Annotated in this window: 13 protein-coding genes and 1 pseudogene; 10 read left to right on the top strand and 4 right to left on the bottom strand. The window is 71.8% G+C overall.

Translation table 11 applies throughout. The features are described 5' to 3' along the window. Nucleotides 1-246 precede the first annotated feature (246 nt). From V7E46_RS12575 to V7E46_RS12565, 3 genes and pseudogenes are all read left to right on the top strand, one after another. Nucleotides 247-1,071: an SDR family oxidoreductase gene (locus tag V7E46_RS12575; RefSeq protein WP_333768487.1), complete on the top strand. Its 825-nt coding sequence runs from the start codon at nt 247-249 to the stop codon at nt 1,069-1,071. Nucleotides 1,072-1,457: 386 nt separating this feature from the next. Further along, the gene (locus tag V7E46_RS12570; protein ID WP_333768486.1) at nt 1,458-1,832 is read left to right on the top strand and encodes a hypothetical protein; all 375 of its coding nucleotides are present in this window, start codon (nt 1,458-1,460) and stop codon (nt 1,830-1,832) included. Nucleotides 1,833-2,192: 360 nt separating this feature from the next. After that, a pseudogene (locus V7E46_RS12565) lies at nt 2,193-2,436 on the top strand (class I SAM-dependent methyltransferase); the annotation flags it as partial. 295 nt (nt 2,437-2,731) lie between these two features. On the opposite strand, the gene V7E46_RS12560 reads toward V7E46_RS12565, so the two are convergent. Both V7E46_RS12560 and V7E46_RS12555 read right to left on the bottom strand, forming a co-directional pair. Further along, the gene (locus V7E46_RS12560; RefSeq protein ID WP_333768485.1) at nt 2,732-3,472 is read right to left on the bottom strand and encodes an alpha/beta hydrolase; all 741 of its coding nucleotides are present in this window, start codon (nt 3,470-3,472) and stop codon (nt 2,732-2,734) included. Nucleotides 3,473-4,667: 1,195 nt separating this feature from the next. Beyond that, the gene (locus V7E46_RS12555; RefSeq protein ID WP_333768484.1) at nt 4,668-5,138 is read right to left on the bottom strand and encodes a nuclear transport factor 2 family protein; all 471 of its coding nucleotides are present in this window, start codon (nt 5,136-5,138) and stop codon (nt 4,668-4,670) included. Nucleotides 5,139-5,885: 747 nt separating this feature from the next. Here V7E46_RS12555 and V7E46_RS12550 point away from each other — a divergent pair. The 3 genes from V7E46_RS12550 (at nt 5,886) to V7E46_RS12540 (ending at nt 8,945) form a co-directional block, all read left to right on the top strand. Then, entirely contained in the window at nt 5,886-6,659 is a 774-nt protein-coding gene (locus tag V7E46_RS12550) for a thioesterase II family protein (RefSeq protein WP_333768483.1), read from the top strand. Nucleotides 6,660-6,720: 61 nt separating this feature from the next. Beyond that, nucleotides 6,721-7,545, top strand: coding sequence for a cyclase family protein (locus tag V7E46_RS12545; RefSeq protein WP_333768482.1), 825 nt, complete (start codon nt 6,721-6,723; stop codon nt 7,543-7,545). After that, entirely contained in the window at nt 7,542-8,945 is a 1,404-nt protein-coding gene (locus V7E46_RS12540; protein ID WP_333768481.1) for an MmgE/PrpD family protein, read from the top strand. Before V7E46_RS12545 ends, V7E46_RS12540 begins: the two co-directional genes overlap by 4 nt. A 13-nt stretch (nt 8,946-8,958) precedes the next feature. Here V7E46_RS12540 and V7E46_RS12535 read toward each other — a convergent pair whose 3' ends face one another. Then, complete coding sequence (locus V7E46_RS12535) at nt 8,959-10,032, bottom strand: streptomycin biosynthesis regulator (RefSeq protein WP_333768480.1); 1,074 nt, start codon at nt 10,030-10,032, stop codon at nt 8,959-8,961. Nucleotides 10,033-10,410: 378 nt separating this feature from the next. Here V7E46_RS12535 and V7E46_RS12530 point away from each other — a divergent pair, with 378 nt between their 5' ends. Genes V7E46_RS12530 through V7E46_RS12515 form a run of 4 tightly spaced genes read left to right on the top strand, consistent with a single transcriptional unit; the run spans nt 10,411 to nt 14,774 of the window. Next, nucleotides 10,411-11,634, top strand: coding sequence for a CaiB/BaiF CoA transferase family protein (locus tag V7E46_RS12530; protein WP_333768479.1), 1,224 nt, complete (start codon nt 10,411-10,413; stop codon nt 11,632-11,634). Then, nucleotides 11,631-12,575 (top strand): HpcH/HpaI aldolase/citrate lyase family protein, encoded by a 945-nt coding sequence (locus V7E46_RS12525; RefSeq protein WP_333768478.1) that lies wholly within the window; start codon nt 11,631-11,633, stop codon nt 12,573-12,575. The genes V7E46_RS12530 and V7E46_RS12525 overlap by 4 nt, the downstream gene beginning before the upstream one ends. Next, nucleotides 12,572-13,678, top strand: a complete 1,107-nt coding sequence (locus tag V7E46_RS12520) for a phenazine antibiotic biosynthesis protein (protein ID WP_333768477.1) — start codon at nt 12,572-12,574, stop codon at nt 13,676-13,678. Before V7E46_RS12525 ends, V7E46_RS12520 begins: the two co-directional genes overlap by 4 nt. Nucleotides 13,679-13,712: 34 nt before the next feature. Then, the gene (locus V7E46_RS12515) at nt 13,713-14,774 is read left to right on the top strand and encodes a TauD/TfdA family dioxygenase (RefSeq protein WP_333768476.1); all 1,062 of its coding nucleotides are present in this window, start codon (nt 13,713-13,715) and stop codon (nt 14,772-14,774) included. A gap of 255 nt (nt 14,775-15,029) precedes the next feature. On the opposite strand, the gene V7E46_RS12510 is transcribed toward V7E46_RS12515, so the two are convergent. Next, nucleotides 15,030-15,686 (bottom strand): O-methyltransferase, encoded by a 657-nt coding sequence (locus tag V7E46_RS12510; protein ID WP_333768475.1) that lies wholly within the window; start codon nt 15,684-15,686, stop codon nt 15,030-15,032. Nucleotides 15,687-15,689: the final 3 nt, after the last annotated feature.

The following is a 15,689-nucleotide window of genomic DNA, read 5'->3' as shown; positions in this document are numbered from 1 at the left end:
CGGGGCGGGTGGGGCGCGGCCGCCGGTGTCGACCAGCGGCGGCGGCGCCCCCCCCGCCCCGGGCCCGCCCCCCCCCGCCCCCCCCCCCCGGTGGACCATGCCCGGGTGGACCGCGCTGAACGCCGTTCTCCCCACGCGGGCGGAGGTGTGTCAGTTGCCTTCGAGTCCACTCCAGGGTGTTGGCTGGTGGAGGAACACCGAGACGTGATGACGGTACGGGTGACGAGTTTCCCTGAGGAGCACACCATGACGCAGAAGATCTGGTTCATTACCGGTGCCTCACGCGGCTTCGGCCGGGAGTGGGCCATCGCCGCTCTTGAACGCGGCGACTCGGTGGCCGCGACCGCGCGCGACCTCTCCACCCTGGGCGATCTCCGCGAGCAGTACGGGGAGCGGCTGCTGCCCCTGCGTCTCGACGTAACGGACCGTGATGCCGACTTCGCGGCCGTCCGCCAGGCGCACGAGCGGTTCGGGCGGCTCGACGTGGTGGTCAACAACGCCGGCTACGGCCACTTCGGCATGGTCGAGGAGCTCACCGAGGCGGAGGCCCGCGCCCAGTTGGAGACCAACCTGTTCGGGGCCCTGTGGATCACCCAGGCTGCGCTGCCGTTCCTGAGGGAGCAGGGCAGCGGCCACATTCTCCAGGTCTCCTCCATCGGGGGCATCAGCGCCTTCCCGCTGGTCGGGATCTACCACGCGTCCAAGTGGGCGCTCGAAGGCGTGAGCCAGGCGCTGGCACAGGAAGTGGCACCGTTCGGCATCAGGGTCACGCTGATCGAGCCCGGCGGGTTCGCCACCGACTGGGCGGGTTCCTCGTCCAGCACGTCCGAGCCGTTGCCCGCGTACGCCGACTTCCACAAGGAGGTGCAGGAGCAGCGGCGCAGGCGTGTCGGCACCCCGGGCGATCCGACCGCGTCCGCCGCGGCGGTGCTGGAGATCGTGGACGCCGACGAGCCGCCGCTGCGCTGCTTCTTCGGTTCGGCGCCGCTTGGTATCGCCAAGGCCGATTACGAGCAGCGTCTCGCGGTGTGGGAGAAGTGGCAGCCCGTAGCTGAGCGGGCCCAGGGCTGAACCGCCGCCCGGAAACCGGCGCACGGACCAGGCGACCGGCAGGCGGATTCAAACCCGCACGTGACGAAGCGGGCCGGCCGGACTCACTCCGGCCGGCCCCCTTCCGAAGTGCTGCTGGCTGATCAGGGGCGGTGGCCCTGGTAGCGGGGTGCCCACCGCAGCCTGTCCGCGTCTGCGAACCGACGGATCTTCCAGTCCGAGCCCGGGCGCGGCCTGTCCGGAGGCGACGTCACGGACCTGTATCGCCCCGGCCGTCTGGTGCTGTACGGACACTGTCCGGGGTTGTACGGCAACTCGGCAAGGGCTTCCAGGCAGGCCGTCCCCGGCGTTCGCTGGAACCGGCCGGCGGCGCGTCGTTGCCGGTGCAGCCGAATCCGAGGAGTGCCATGAACAAGTTCCTCCGCAGCCGTCATACCGCGGCGGTCGCCGTGACCGTCGCCGCCGCCACCGCGGCGGTGCTGGCGGTGGCGACGCCCTCGTTCGCGAACGAGGACGCCACGACGTACGGTTCCGTCACCCTGCGAGACTGCTACCACCCGAGCAAGCAGGCCTACCCGAGCACCTCCTGCACGGCCATCGGCACGATCAGCGGAGCAGTCCGGCTGGTGTGCCAGTACCCCGGCCAGTCCATCAGCGGAGACAGCTACTGGGACTACGTCCTGTACGGCTCCAGCCAGGGGTACGTCTCCGACGAGTACGTCAAGACGCAGGCGACCGCCGCACCCTGGCGGGATTACAACGTTCCGATCTGCAGCTACTGACACATCGCAGCGTGAGGCGATGCGGGGGGGGGGGGGGGGGGGGGGGGGGGGGGGGGGGGGGGGGGGGGGGGGGGGGNCCCCCCCCCCCCCCCCCCCCCCCCCCCCCCCCCCCCCCCCCCCCCCCCCCCCCCCCCCCCCCCCCCCCCCCCCCCCCCCCCCGTCCGCGAGCGTGGACGGAACGCAGCGCACAGGGCGTGAGCAGCGCTGAGCGCACGCCGACCAGGGCCGGCGAGACCAGGCCGAGGAACAGCGGGAAGGTGCCGGTCCGCCCCTGCGGGGGGAGGTGCACCGGGCTCGTTGAATTCGATCATCCAGAGTGGCGCGGTGACTGATCGGCAGGAGCGGGTCCGGCCGTCGGGAGTGTGGGCCACGGCGGTGGGGGCGGCCAGGGTGCGGGCGCTGGGGACCGGGCGGGAGAACGCGCTGTGTCGGCGACCCGCCGGCACAGGCCTTCGCCACCGCCGGCGGCCTGTGGCCCTCCTCGCCGCCGCTGCCCGATGAAGAGGCCACGCGGCGCGGTTGGCTGGCCGTGGCGTTCTCCGTCGTCATCAGGGCGAAGTTCCTCGACGGCCTGTTGCAGCAGGCCTCCGCGTCCGGGGTCCGGCCGTCCATGCCGGCGGCACGTGTACCGGAGTTCGGGCAGCACCCCGAAGCTCCGCAGCAATCGAACAGCTCATGACCTCCGGAGGCGGGGGGGGGGGGGGGGGGGGGGGGGGGGGGGGGGGGGGGGGGGGGGGGGGGGGGGGGGGGNAAAAAATAAAAAAAAGGCCCCGGGGGGGCGCCGGGGGGGGGGGGGGGCCCCCCCCCCCCCCCGCGCTGTGGAGCTGCGGAGGGCAGGGACCTGTCCTCGACGAGCGGGGTGCCCGCCGACATCGGCTACCGGGTCTGACGGCCCGGTCTCACTTCAGGTGGCGGGTGAAGAACTGTGCCGCGGCGTCCCCCGCGAACTGCGGGACGCCGGTGTGGCCGCCCGTGTTGGCGTGCAGGGACTTCTCCTTGGAGCCGAACGCGTCGAAGAGGTCCAGGGCCGCCTGCCGGTCGTTTCCTTCGTCGTCCCACTGCAGCAGGACGTGCAGCGGAATGGTGACCTGCCGGGCCTCCTCGAACATGGCACGAGGCACGAAACTCCCGGCGAAGAAGCCGGCGGCCACGATGCGCGGCTCGACCACCGCCAGCCGGATGCCGATGGAGATCACTCCTCCCGAGTACCCGACAGGGCCGCCGATCTCGGGCAGCGCGAGGAGGGCGTCCAGGGCGGCCTGCCATTCCGGGACCGCCTTGTCGACCAGCGGGAGGACGAGGGCATCGACGACCTCATCGCTGACCGGCTCGCCGGCCTCCATCGCCCGGCGCATGTCGGCGCGGGCCTGATCGCCGGCAGGCCAACGGGGCCGGTCGCCGCTTCCGGGGAGCTCGATGGTGGCCGTGGCGAAGCCCTCCGCCGCGGAGTGCCGGGCCCGAGCCACCAGCCGGGGGTACATCCTGTGCAGCCCGAGGGGAGGGTGCCCGAGCAGGATCAGTGGCGCCGGTGCGGATGCGGACGCCGATGCCGGTGTCCACAGGATGCCGGGGATCTCACCAAGGGTGAACTCGCGTTCGAGCAGGTCGTCGTCGAGGCGCTGCTCGGAAGTGAAACGCATGGTCGTGCCTTTCGGGAGTGCACTGGAACGGCGCTCCCGGACGACCTGTCTATCGCCCGACCATGACTCCGGAGGGGAGCACCCATGTCGATACTGCGTTCACGGGTACCACCTCCTCGATCTCTCGCACGGCCTGCGGAAAACCTAGCAGCGCTGGCCCAGGTCCGCCAACGGGCTGTTGCGGAGTCGGGATTCCCGTCTCGGCATGCGCCCGGACGAGGTGCCCGGCCTGTACCGGATCGGCGCTCCGTCCGGCCTGAGGGCCGCAGCGGAACCGGGGGGGCGCCGCGTCCCATCCGCGCCTCGACATTCGTGAGGAAAGGGTGGGGCCATGAAGAAGTACAAGGGGGCGTGGATCGGATCGTTAGCGGCGCTCGCCGTCGCACTGGCGGGATGCGGGACGGCCGCGCCCGGCCCGCGGCCCGGCACGGATTCGCGGGCGCGGGACAGTGACCGGTGCCCCGCGGATCTCCCGGTTCTCCCGGTCCGTGGGGGCGGCAAGAGCCTCGTACCGTTTGCCCCGGACCGCCTCCTGCTCTGCGGCTACCCGCCCCCGGCGCACGGCGGCGGACTGTCGTTGACCGCGTCCGCCTGACGACCAGCCACCGATGGAGCACGAGCACCGGCACATCTCATGGTCTCATTCGGCCCCGCTCGTTCGCGGCAGTCCCCGGTGCCTGGGGGTGTCGGGCAGGTGACGGTGAGACCGTGTTGCTGCCGGGGGCCGGGCGTAACCGGTGATCCGGCACGTGGGGACCAGGAGGTAGTTGTGCCGGGTCTCGGGCATGCCGTCGGACCGGGACGGGCTGACGGGCGCGCCCGCCGAGCAGGTTCATCCCGACCTGGCTCTGCCCGGAGCGGGCCGTTCACGGGAGGAAGTGCCGCACAGGACGTCGGCGCCGGTCGTGCCGTGCGGCCTTGTGGAATCCGGGTACGCCTGTTGAGGCGGAACGGACGGGGGACTTGCCGCGACTCGGGATGCCGCGCTCGCGCTTCGCGGCACCTCGCCGGCGGTACCGGCTGTCAGCAGTACATGGGCACGGTGGGTTCGGCCTGTCAGGCCCTCCCGGGTGAGCCGGACAGGGACGCGCTCGCGGACCGTCTCCAGGCCGCCCGCGCCGCGCGGCGCACTGTGATCCCGCCGCGTCGGGTACGGATCATCTGGTGCGCCGGCGACGTGACGGTGTGAAGGCGCTCAAGGGGCCGGGGGAGGGGCGGGTGCGGCTGTCAGGCCGGGAGAATCGCTGTGGCGGGCGCGGCCCGCGCCTGGCGGCTGCGTGGATCCGGACCCGGCTGCGGTCCACACGGAGGCGTCGAGGTAGGTGCTGTCGGAGGTGACGAGGCCGTCGGTGATGGTCCAGATCGAGCACCAGTAGGTGCGGCGGGTCGAGCCGGATTCGGTGTCGGTGAAGGTGCAGGTGCCTTCGGCGGTGACGGTGTCGTCGCCGGTGTGCAGGAGGCGGGTGATCGCGGCCCGGCGGTCGGGCGCGATGCCGAGGACCTCGGATTCCACTTTGTGGAACTTGTCGCGGTCGGTGATGGCGAGGACACCGTTGACCTTGATCCGGAGGTCGTCCGGGTAGCACTGGTCGATCATGGCGTGCACGTCGGTGTTGTAGAGGTCGATGAGGCGTTCGGCCATCGCTTCGTTGGCCTGCTGGGACATGGGTGTCTCCGTAAGGTGTCAGGTGGCTGCCTGGGTGGGACGGGACCGACGCCGGGGACGCCTGCGCCATCGGCGAGAACTCCCGTGCCCGGAAGGGCTTCGCGGTCCTCGGCGCGCCCGCGCAATTGGCCGCCGGCCTGGCGTTGCTGACGTCCCACCACGCCGCTCCGATCGCCGGCCCGGTCCGGTTGGTCAATCGGCCGCGTGACGTGCTTGCCGGGTGAACAGGACCTCGCGGCCGGCCGGGTCCATCCGGCGCGTGTCATCGGTCACGACCAGCACGCGTTTCCCCGGCTTCGCGCACCGGACGGGCGTATGGCGACGGCGACCCCTCCCCGAGTCGGACAACGTCGGCGCCGCGACCGTGGCGACGAGATGCGCTCAGTGATAGCCGGGTGACAAGCGGTTGTCACTAAACCAGTGGCTTGTTGATCACGCAAGGGGCCGTCCGCGCATCCGCCCGTGTGCCAGGGGGAATCCGGATCCGTAGGCCGGCCGGCCCCATCGCCCTCCGCGGCAGGTCAGGTGCGATGGCGGCGCTGGTCCCCGACCTGGGCCCGGGCAAAGGCGGCTTTCTGCGCGGCGCCGGGCCGGGTGGCCGTGGCGACGGTCACCCGACCGATCCCGGCCAGCGGTGGATCGAGCCGAAAACTATCCTATTGAAGGATGCCCTGCCGCCGTTGTCGCGACCTAGTATCCCGGTGTGGCGAAACACCACAACACGCCGTATCGAAGGGGCAATTCGACGTGACGGGTTCGGCTGCGTATTTCGAGAACTGGGTGTCGACGTTCAACCCGGCCCCGAACGCGGCGGTGCGCCTGGTCTGCCTGCCGCACGCCGGTGGCTCGGCGAGTTTTTTCTTTCCGCTGGCCAAGGCATTCGGTCCCGACGTCGAGGTGATGGCCGTGCAGTATCCAGGCCGCCAAGCCCGGCGGAACGAACCGGGCATCGACAACGTACCCGAGTACGCGGACCGCGTTTTCGCGGCGCTGCGGCAGCTCGCCGACCGGCCGCTCGCGTTGTTCGGCCACAGCATGGGCGCGGTGCTCGCCTACGAGGTGGCGCTGCGGATGCGGGCAGCGGGGCTGCCCGCGCCCGTGCGGTTGTTCGCCTCTGGCCGGCGCGCGCCCTCCCGGTACCGCGACGAGCAGGTGCACCGGGGCACGGACGCGCAGATCGTGGCGGAACTGCGGGATCTCGGCGGGCCCAACCAGTCCATGCTGACCGATCCGGAACTGCTCGCCCTGATCCTCCCGGCCGTGCGCGGCGACTACCGCGCCATCGAACGCTACCGGCACGATCCCGGTACGCGCCTCGACTGCCCGGTGACGGTGCTCGTCGGTGACGAGGACCCTCGCGTCACCCTGGACGAGGCGCGGGCCTGGGCGGAGCACACCACCGGGCCGACGGAGCTGGAGGTGTTCGGCGGCGGTCACTTCTACCTTGTCGACCACAGCAGGAAAGTGATCGACCTCCTGGCGCGCCGGCTGAGCGGGCAGGGAGCCGAGCCCATCCGCTGAGCACGCTCGCAGCCGGCGTGCGACCGCGGCCGGCCGCCGTGCCGATCCCGGGAGCTGAACCATGACGGACGCGCGAACCAGCGCGCTGCTGGCCGTGCTGGCCGAAGGCGTGCGCACGATCGAGCTGGGACAGCCGCTGTTCACCGGCATGCCCTGCTCCCCGAACCACCCCGGTTTCCGGATGACGCTGGCGCGCCGGCACGGGGACCTGCGCCGGCCGGACGGTGGCTCGGCCAGCAGCGAGGTGATCGTCACCGGCGGGCACGTGGGCACGCACATCGACGCGCTGTCGCACGTCAGCCACGACGGCAAGCTGCACGGCGGCGTGGACGCGGAGAAGGCCCAGCGCGGCGGCGCCTTCAGCGAACTCGGCGCCGAACAGATCCCGCCGCTCGTCACGCGGGCGGTGCTGCTGGACGTCGCCGCCGTGCACGGTGTGGACGTGCTCGAGCCCGGCTACGGCGTTACGCGGGAGGACCTGCTGGAGGCCGCCGAGCACGCCGGCGCCCTGCCCGGCCCCGGCGACGTCGCGCTGGTGCGGACCGGATGGGCGGCCCACTTCGCGCGCCCGGAGACCTACCTGGGTCACGCGACCGGCGTTCCAGGCGTGACCGAGGACGCGGCCGAATGGCTGGCCGCGCAGGACGTCGTGGCCACCGGCGCCGACACGACGGCCTACGAGCGGATCCCGCCGGGCGAAGGCCACCGGACGCTGCCGGTGCACCGCCTGCTGCTGGTCGAGCACGGCATCTACCTGATGGAACACCTCAACCTGGAAGAGATCGCCGCGTCCGGTCTCACGGAGTTTCCTCTCGTGGTCTCGCCGTTGCGCATCGTCGGTGGCACGGGTTCCCCGATCAGGCCGATCGCCGTGGTGGGCGCGTGACCCCGGCCGAACGGCTGGGCGCGCTGGCCGAACGCGTCGTGAAGGACGGACTGCCCGCCGGCCGGCGCAGCGACGTCGCCGGCCGAGTCCTGGACCTGCTCGGCAACTGCCTCGCCGCGCTTTCGGAGCGGCCGGCCGAGGCCGTCGCGGCCACCGTGGGGGAGTGGGGCGGTTCGCCGCAGGCCACCGCGATCGGCTCGGCCACCCGCATGCCCGCGCCGTCGGCCGCACTGGTCAACGGCACGCTCGCGCACAGCCTGGACTTCGACGACACACACCTGCCCTCGGTGCTGCACCCGTCGGCCGCGGTCGTGCCGGCGGCACTGGCCGTCGCGGAGCAGACCGGCGCTTCCGGGCCCGCCTTCTGCGACGCCGTGGCCGTCGGGGTCGAGGTGACCTGCAGGCTGGGTATGGCCGGCTACGACGAGGAGAGCGCGAACTCGGTGTTCTTCGACCGCGGCCAGCACGCCACCGCGATCTGCGGCACGGTCGGCGCCGCCGTCGCGGCCGGGATGCTGCGCGGACTGAGCGCCGCTCCGCTGACCTCGGCGATCGGCATCGCGTGCAGTATGGGAGCCGGGGTCATCGAGGCCAACCGGACCGGCGGCACGGTCAAACGGATCCACTGCGGCTGGGCGGCGCACGCCGGGGTGGTGGCCGCGGCGCTCGCCGCGAACGGGATCACCGGTCCGCCGACCGTGCTGGAAGGCCGGTTCGGCCTGCTGCGCGCGTTCTGCGGCGACCGGTTCGACCTCGAAGCGGTGACCCGGGACCTCGGCGAGCGATGGGAGAGCGACCGGATCTTCGTCAAGCCCTATCCCTGCAACCACTTCACCCACGCCGGGGTGGAGGCCGCGTTGCGGATCCGGCGGCGCGAGGTCGACCCCGCCACCATCACCGAACTCACCCTCGGCGTGCCCGAACCGGTGCTGCGCACCATCGCCGAGCCGCTCGAGGGCAAACGCAAGCCGCTGTCCGGCTACCACGGCGCGTTCAGCGGGCCGTACACGGTCGCCGCCGCTTTGCTCGGCGGCGGCGGCCTCGGCCTGTCCCACGCCGACTTCACCGACGCCGCGGTGGCCGATCCGGTACGCCTCGCGCTGGCCGCGCGGGTGACCCCGGTGGCCGACCCGGAGTGCACGCGGATCTTCCCGCACCAGTTCCCTGCCGTGCTCACCGTGCGGCTCACCGACGGCGCCGTGCTCGTGGAACGGGTCCGGCACAACCTGGGCGGCCCGGAGAATCCGTTGTCCGCCGCGGACTTGGCGGCCAAGTTCCGTATGAACGCGCGGCGCGCGGTGGACGAGGCGGTGGCCGGTGAACTCGCCGCCCTGGTGACCGGGCTGGCTTCGGACACCAGGCCGGCGACGATCACCGGCCTGCTGCGTTCGGCGCTTTGATCCGGCCGGACTCCTACGGCCGGCCGGGTGGTCCGAGGACCGGGTCCGCGCTCCGGGCGGGCGGTTCCGCCGACCTGTGTTCCAGCTGCCGGGCCAGATCCTGCCAGAACAGCGAATACGCCCGGGCCAGCCTGGCCACCGGGACCGACCAGTGGTCGGGGATCGCGCAGGCGACGTCGGACCGGGTGGTGAGCGCCTCCCGGTTGGCCCGCATCCAGCGGATCAGGAACCGCCCGCGGTCGTTGAGCCGGATCGAGGGGTCCGCCATCAGGGCGGCCAGCACGGCCGTGGTGAGCCTCTCGAGGTCGCTGGGCCCGGTCGGGCGAGGGACCGCCGGCGCACCGGCCTCGCCGCCTCGGGCCTGGACCGGCACCGGTTCCCGGCCCTCGGCAAGCCGGCGCCGTACGTCGAGCACGGTATTCGGCGAGACTCCTGCCTGGCGCGCGATTTCCCGCGCCGACGCGCTCGGGCGCTCGGCGAGCAGCCGGCTGGCCCGCAGCCGCCCCTCGGCGGCGTTCACCGGCCGGACGCGGCCGTCGCGGCCGACCCGGGTGCAGGAGCGGAGCCCGGGTTCGGGTTCGGGAAGGTCGCGGCGCCGCACCCGGACGGTCGACTCCGCCAGCCCGGTGACCCCGGCGATCATGCGGTTCGACCACCGCGGGTGGGTGCGCAGGATCCGCTGCGCGGCGGCGATTCGCTCCGCGCGCGAGAGCGGCAGTCCGTGTGCCGTGTTGAGCCGGACGGCCACGGCGAAAGCGTCCTCGTCCGAACCGCCGTACTCAATGGCGGAAATGTGGCTCCGCTCCTGCGCCAAGGCGGCGTGAACGCGGTGTATTCCGTCGAGGACCCGGCCCGATGGACCGTGTACGACGATCGGTGGCAGTTCTTCGGCGATCCCGGCGAGGATCTGCACGTGTTCGATGTTCACCCGGCCCTGCCGTAAGGTGAAATCGAGGTTGAGCGAGCTGACGCGGATGCGGCGGACGGTGCTCGTGGCCAGCTGGCCCGACAGCCAGGCAGTCGGTTCGCAGTCCGCGAAGGCCGGCGGATCGTCGCTCGGCCGGCGGGGCGCCTCGTGCTGGGACATGGGACTCCTGGTCGTGTCGGAGGACCGGCGGTTCGCGCGTGACGTGCCGTGACGTGGCGTGATGTGCGTGGACGTGGCGGTGTTGTCAGCTTATTTGCGCCACCGCGACCCGCCAACGCCTGCGAGGGCCTGCGGCTCGAAACAGCCAGAATTGGTGGTGCCGCCGCCACTACCCGATCTGGTGGAATCGAACTCCCCGGGCATAACCGGCTCGGTGCGCCCGGATGTGCCGTTATGCCGAAGCCGGTGTTCAACCGCGCGGAAAACGCAGTCGAATACCGTGCCCGGGAATGGTGCGGCATGCACGACCTTGACCTCTCCAGGCGAACTTACGTAATTTCGCCCTGATCCACCGACGACCCGGAGGGGAGGGTCTGCATGACGAGTCCGCGCGGCAGAACCGCATTCGGCAGGCCGGCCGTACCCGCTCCCGCGGCGCCTCTGGCCGGGCTCACCGTGATCGACGCCTCCACGCTGTTCGCGGGACCGTTCGCCGCGCGACTGCTCGGTGACTTCGGCGCCGAGATCATCAAGGTGGAACAGCCCTCGGGCGACCCGCTGCGCCGCTTCGGCCATGCGCACCACGACGTCCCGCTGCTGTGGAAGGTGCTGAGCCGCAACAAGAAGAGCGTGGTACTGGACCTGCACGAGCCTGAGGACGCGCAGCGGTTTCGCCGGCTCGCCGCCGGGGCCGACGCCCTCATCGAGAACTTCCGGCCGGGCACCCTGGAACGCTGGGGCCTGGGCCCGGAGGTGCTCGCCGAGGTCAACCCCCGGCTGGTGCTGGCCAGGGTCACCGCCTTCGGACAGGACGGTCCGTACGCCCACCGTCCCGGCTTCGGCACGCTGGCGGAGGCCATGAGCGGGCTGGCGGCGATGTCGGGTGAACCGGGCGGGCCGCCCGCGCTCCCGGCGTTCCCGCTCGGCGACGCCGTCGCCGGCCTGCACGCGGCCCTCGCGGTGCTGATCGCGCTGCGCGCCCGCGACGTGATCGGCACCGGCCAGGTCGCGGACATCGCCATCACCGAGACACTCATCGGCTCCCTGGGAGCCCAGCTCACCGTGTACGAACACCTCGGCCTCAAGCCCGAACGCGTCGGCAACCGGTCCAACAACAGTGCGCCCCGGGGTGTCTACCGTTGCGCGGACGACCGCTGGGTCGCAGTCTCCGCCCCGGCGCACCCGGTCGCCGAACGCGTCGTGCGGCTGGTCGGCCGCCCCGATCTGGGCGATGAGCCGTGGTTCGCCACCGGGGTCGGCCGGGCCGAGCACCGTGAGCTGATCGACGACGCGATCCGGCCGTGGATCGCCGCCCGGCGCCGGGACGAGGTCATGGACGCCTTCGAGGCGGCCGAAGCGGCCGTCGCCCCCATCTACGAGGTCGACGACGTGCTGGCCGATCCGCAGTTCCGGGCCCGCGGTCTCACCGTGGACGTGCCCGACGCCGAACTCGGCTCGGTGCGCATGCCCGGGGTCCCGTTCCGTCTTTCGGCCACTCCGGGCCGGATCGACTGGGCCGGTCCGCCGATCGGCGCTCACACCGAGGACGTGTGCGGCTCCGTCGCGCCCGCCCGCCCGACGGCCGGGGAGGCCGGAGCATGACCGACGACCGCGCAAAGCCCCGGGTGTTCCGCAGCTGCCTGTACGTGCCCGGCCACCACCCGGACCGGATCGCGCGCGCCTACGACACCGAGGCCGACGCGGTGATCCTCGACCTGGAGGACGCCGTCCCGGGCCCGCGCAAGCTCGAGGCGCGCGAGATCGTCGCCGAGGCCATGGCCAGGCCGGCCGCGAAGCCCACCTACGTGCGGGTCAACCCGATGTCGTCGGGCCTGTGCGAGGACGACATCCGCGCGGTCGCGGGTCCCGCGCTCGCCGGGGTACGGGTGGCCAAAGTGGACTCGCCCGCCGACGTCCGGCGCGTCGCCGAGGTGCTGCGGGAGCTGGGACACCCGGCGAAGATCCACGTGCTCATCGAATCGGCGGTCGCGCTGGAACACGCGTTCGCCCTGGCCACCGCGTCGCCCGAGGTGACGATGCTCGGCCTCGGAGAGTCCGATCTCCGGGCTGACCTCAGCACCACCGCCGAGGGACCGACCATGGACACCAGCCGGGCCCGCGTGATCGTCGCCGCGCGCGCGGCCGGACTGCCCAATCCGTGCCAGAGCGTGTACGCCGAGCCCCGCGATCTGCGCGGGCTGCTGGTCACCAGCAAGCACGGCCGCCGGCTCGGGTTCCTCGGTCGCATGGCGATCCACCCGGCGCAGATCCCCGTCATCCATGACGTCTACACCCCGACCACGAACGAGATCGGCGACGCGCTGGAGATCTGCGCCGCCGTGGACCTCGCAGCGCTGGAGAGCAGGTCGATCACCATCACGTCGCAGGGGAAGATGGTCGGCCCGCCCATGCTCGCCCGGGCGAGGCAGGTCCTGGAGCTGGCCACCGCGCTCAACCTGGTCACGGACGTCGCGTGGCCGGCGGAGCGGGCACGAACTTCGGAATCGGCGGGTTGCACCCGGAACAACGGAGGTTCTTCATGACCGGCGTCCTGGCCGACAAGCGGTGGGCGGTGCTGGACCCGGCGGTCCGGCCGACCGACCCCGAGGGATACCTCAGGACCGCTCTCGAATGGCACTTCGGCGCCGACACCGGCTCGCGGTTCTGGCTCGAACGCGCCAAGACCCTCGACTTCGACCCGATCCGTGACGTGCGCGGTTACGACGACCTGGCGTTGTTCCCCAACGTCGTCGACGAGCTGCGGGGGATTCCCGTCGAGGACCTCATCCCGCGCGGTTACGGCCCCCACCCGCCGGCGCCCAGGGTGTTCGAGACCGGCGGGACCACCGGTGCGCCCAAACGCGTGATCCTCATGCCCGACTGGTTCGAGAGCTCGATCAACCGGATGCTCGCCGGTCCCGTGTTCGCCGGGCGGGAACCCGGCAACATCCTCATCGCGACGCCGACCGGGCCGCACAAGATCGGCGGCCAGTACGACGACGTGGTGAAGAAGCAGAACACCATCAAGTTCTCCATCGACGTGGACCCGCGCTGGGTCAAGAAGCTGATCAGCCGCGGTGAGCAGGACCAGGTGAAGTCCTATGTGGACCACGTACTGGACCAGATCGAGCACGTGCTCGAAACCCAGCACGTCGGCCTTCTGGTGATCACCCCGCCGATCCTGCGCGCGTGCTCCGGCCGTCCCCGCCTCGTCGAACTCATCAACGCCAAGGTCGCCGTGGTGTTCTGGGGCGGCGCGCACATGACCGCCGACGAGCGGTTCGAACTGTCGCAGGTGTACTTCCCGCAGGTGCGCATGGTGAGCCGGTACAACAGCGCCATGATCCTGGAAGGGGCGGCCGAACGCGCCGGGACCGGCGCCGGCGACCAGGTGATCTACGACCCGTACACCCCGGTCGTGATGTTCCGGGTCGTCGATCCCGACACGGGGGAGACCGTGGACCACGGCCGACGCGGCCAGGTCGTGATGAGCCACGTCAGCAAGGGCGTGTTCCTGCCCAACAATCTCGAGCGGGACTCGGCGATCCGGGTCCGCGGCCCGGAAGGGCAGTTCGGCGATTCGGTGGCCGATCCCCGGCCGGTCGAGAAGTTCGGCGGCGAGCGGGTGATCGAGGGCATCTACTGAGCCGACCGACGTCTACCGAAAGGACGAGAGAGGGATGTCGAATCTGCTGAACGCGGAACCCGGAGCGTCGAGCGTGCCGGACCAGGAGCCGTGGCTGCACGAACTGACCGTGCCGGAGGCGGCCGAGATCGACGAGGCGTTCGCCACGCTGCTCGCGAGCGGCAAGTCCGACTTCGCCGCCGGCGCGGCCGAGTTCCCGTTGCCGAGGGTGGGGCCGAAGCTGCGGCGCATCCTGCGGTCGATGGAGGACGAGCCGGGTTTCGCACTGGTCCGCGGGATCCCGGTCGCCGGGAAGAGCGAGGACGAGGTCCGCCGCCTCTACTGGGGACTCGGCATACACCTCGGGGTGCCGCTCATCCAGAACAACTCCGACTCGCACATGGTCGACATCCGCGACGAGGGCCGTGCGGGCCGGCTGCGGGTGCACAGCTCGAACCAGCACATCGGGTTCCACATCGACTCGACGGACATCGTCGGGTTGCTGTGCCGGCGGGCCGCCGCCCACGGCGGTACCAGCCTCGTCGTGAGTGCCGAGGCGGTGCGGCGGGAGATGTCGTGGGTGTACCCCGAACTGCTGCCCGCGCTGTACGAACCGCTTCCGTTCGCCGACGTCGCCTCGCCGGACGAGGACCACCCCGACTTCTTCCTGTGTCCGGTGTTCGGCCGCCACGAGGGGCGGACCACGACGCGGTTCTACCTCCGCCGGATCCTGCGCAGCCAGGACAACCCCGCGGCGCCGCGGCTGACCGACCAGCAGCGGCGCGCCGTGGAGGCGGTCGAGGAGATCGCGGCCCGGCCGGACCTGGTCACCGCCATGGAGTTTCAGCCGGGTGATCTGCAGCTGATCAACAACCACATGGTGCTGCACGGCCGGACGACGTTCGACAGGGAAGAGGCGGACACCGGGCGGCACCTGCTGCGCATGTGGTGGTCGGTGCCGTCGAGCAGGCTGCTGCCGCCGGAGTTCGAAACCGCCTGGGGCACCAGGGAACCCGGCACGCTTCGCGGCGCGGCTCGGCGCTGGCAACTGCACGGGGAGTTCGGCGAGTTCCAGCGGCGGCAGGCCGACGAGTTCGGGGTCGTCATCCCCGCCTGACTTCTGTAGAAGTGACCGTCAGCAGCGGAAGGCCGACAACGCGAAACGGCGGCCGGACCGGATGGCTCCGGTCCGGCCGCCGCCCTGCCTGGACTCGGCGCCCGAGCCGCGTTCGCGGCGGGGCCGGCGGTACTCGCCGTCAGCGGTCCTGCCGGTGCGCGGCCGCGCGGTCGTTCGTGAGCGGAGAGCAGCGGCGAGTTCGCCGGGTCGCACCCCCCGCCATGGCCGCCTTCCGCAACCGCGCCATCGGCCCGCTCACTGTTTTCTGACGAGCGTGATTCCGTCGGCCATGGGCAGCACGCAGATTTCGACTCGCTCGTCGGTGTGCAGCCGGGTGTTCAGTTCGCGCACCGAAACGGTGTCGATGTCCGTCACGGCCGGATCGGCGACCCGGCCGAAGAACAACGTGTTGTCCACCACGATCAGTCCGCCCGGGCGCAGCAGGGACAGTGACTCCTCGTAATAGTGGAGATATCCTGACTTGTCGGCGTCGATGAACACGAAATCGAACTCGGCGCCCTCCTCGCGCAGCGCCGCGAGCGTGGCCCGGGCGTCACCGACCCGCACCTCGATCCGGTCCGCCACCCCCGCCTCCTCCCAGAAGGGCCTGCCCATGTCAGGCCACTTCGCCGCGATGTCACAGGTCACCAGCCGTCCGTCGGCCGGCAGGGCGCGCGCCATGCACAGCGTGCTGTAGCCGGTGAAAGTGCCGATCTCCAGCACGGCGCGGGCGCCGGTGAGGCCGACGAGCAGCGCGAGCAGCTGTCCCTCCTCGGGCATCACCTGCATCAGCCGCGCCGCCGGCACCGTCGCCGTCTCGGCCCGGAGTCCGGCGAGCACCTTGTCGTCACGCAGGGAGGTGGCCCGCACGTAGTCGAGTATTTCCTGGTTCGCATTGATCTGCTGAGCCATGAG

The sequence above is a fragment of the Streptomyces sp. IBSBF 2435 genome (assembly GCF_036815005.1).
Taxonomy (GTDB): Bacteria; Actinomycetota; Actinomycetes; order Streptomycetales; family Streptomycetaceae; genus Actinacidiphila.
Note: the sequence above shows the minus strand (reverse complement) of the source record. Positions and strands in the feature narration are given on the sequence as shown.

What these genes read in the sequence shown, in the direction of transcription:
- V7E46_RS12515 (WP_333768476.1), top strand. Translation starts at nt 13,713, where the DNA reads ATGTCGAATCTGCTGAACGCGGAACCCGGAGCGTCGAGCGTGCCGGAC.
- V7E46_RS12570 (WP_333768486.1), top strand. Translation starts at nt 1,458, where the DNA reads ATGAACAAGTTCCTCCGCAGCCGTCATACCGCGGCGGTCGCCGTGACC.
- V7E46_RS12575 (WP_333768487.1), top strand. Translation starts at nt 247, where the DNA reads ATGACGCAGAAGATCTGGTTCATTACCGGTGCCTCACGCGGCTTCGGC.
- V7E46_RS12520 (WP_333768477.1), top strand. Translation starts at nt 12,572, where the DNA reads ATGACCGGCGTCCTGGCCGACAAGCGGTGGGCGGTGCTGGACCCGGCG.
- V7E46_RS12545 (WP_333768482.1), top strand. Translation starts at nt 6,721, where the DNA reads ATGACGGACGCGCGAACCAGCGCGCTGCTGGCCGTGCTGGCCGAAGGC.
- V7E46_RS12510 (WP_333768475.1), bottom strand. Translation starts at nt 15,686, where the DNA reads ATGGCTCAGCAGATCAATGCGAACCAGGAAATACTCGACTACGTGCGG.
- V7E46_RS12535 (WP_333768480.1), bottom strand. Translation starts at nt 10,032, where the DNA reads ATGTCCCAGCACGAGGCGCCCCGCCGGCCGAGCGACGATCCGCCGGCC.
- V7E46_RS12525 (WP_333768478.1), top strand. Translation starts at nt 11,631, where the DNA reads ATGACCGACGACCGCGCAAAGCCCCGGGTGTTCCGCAGCTGCCTGTAC.
- V7E46_RS12530 (WP_333768479.1), top strand. Translation starts at nt 10,411, where the DNA reads ATGACGAGTCCGCGCGGCAGAACCGCATTCGGCAGGCCGGCCGTACCC.
- V7E46_RS12555 (WP_333768484.1), bottom strand. Translation starts at nt 5,138, where the DNA reads ATGTCCCAGCAGGCCAACGAAGCGATGGCCGAACGCCTCATCGACCTC.
- V7E46_RS12560 (WP_333768485.1), bottom strand. Translation starts at nt 3,472, where the DNA reads ATGCGTTTCACTTCCGAGCAGCGCCTCGACGACGACCTGCTCGAACGC.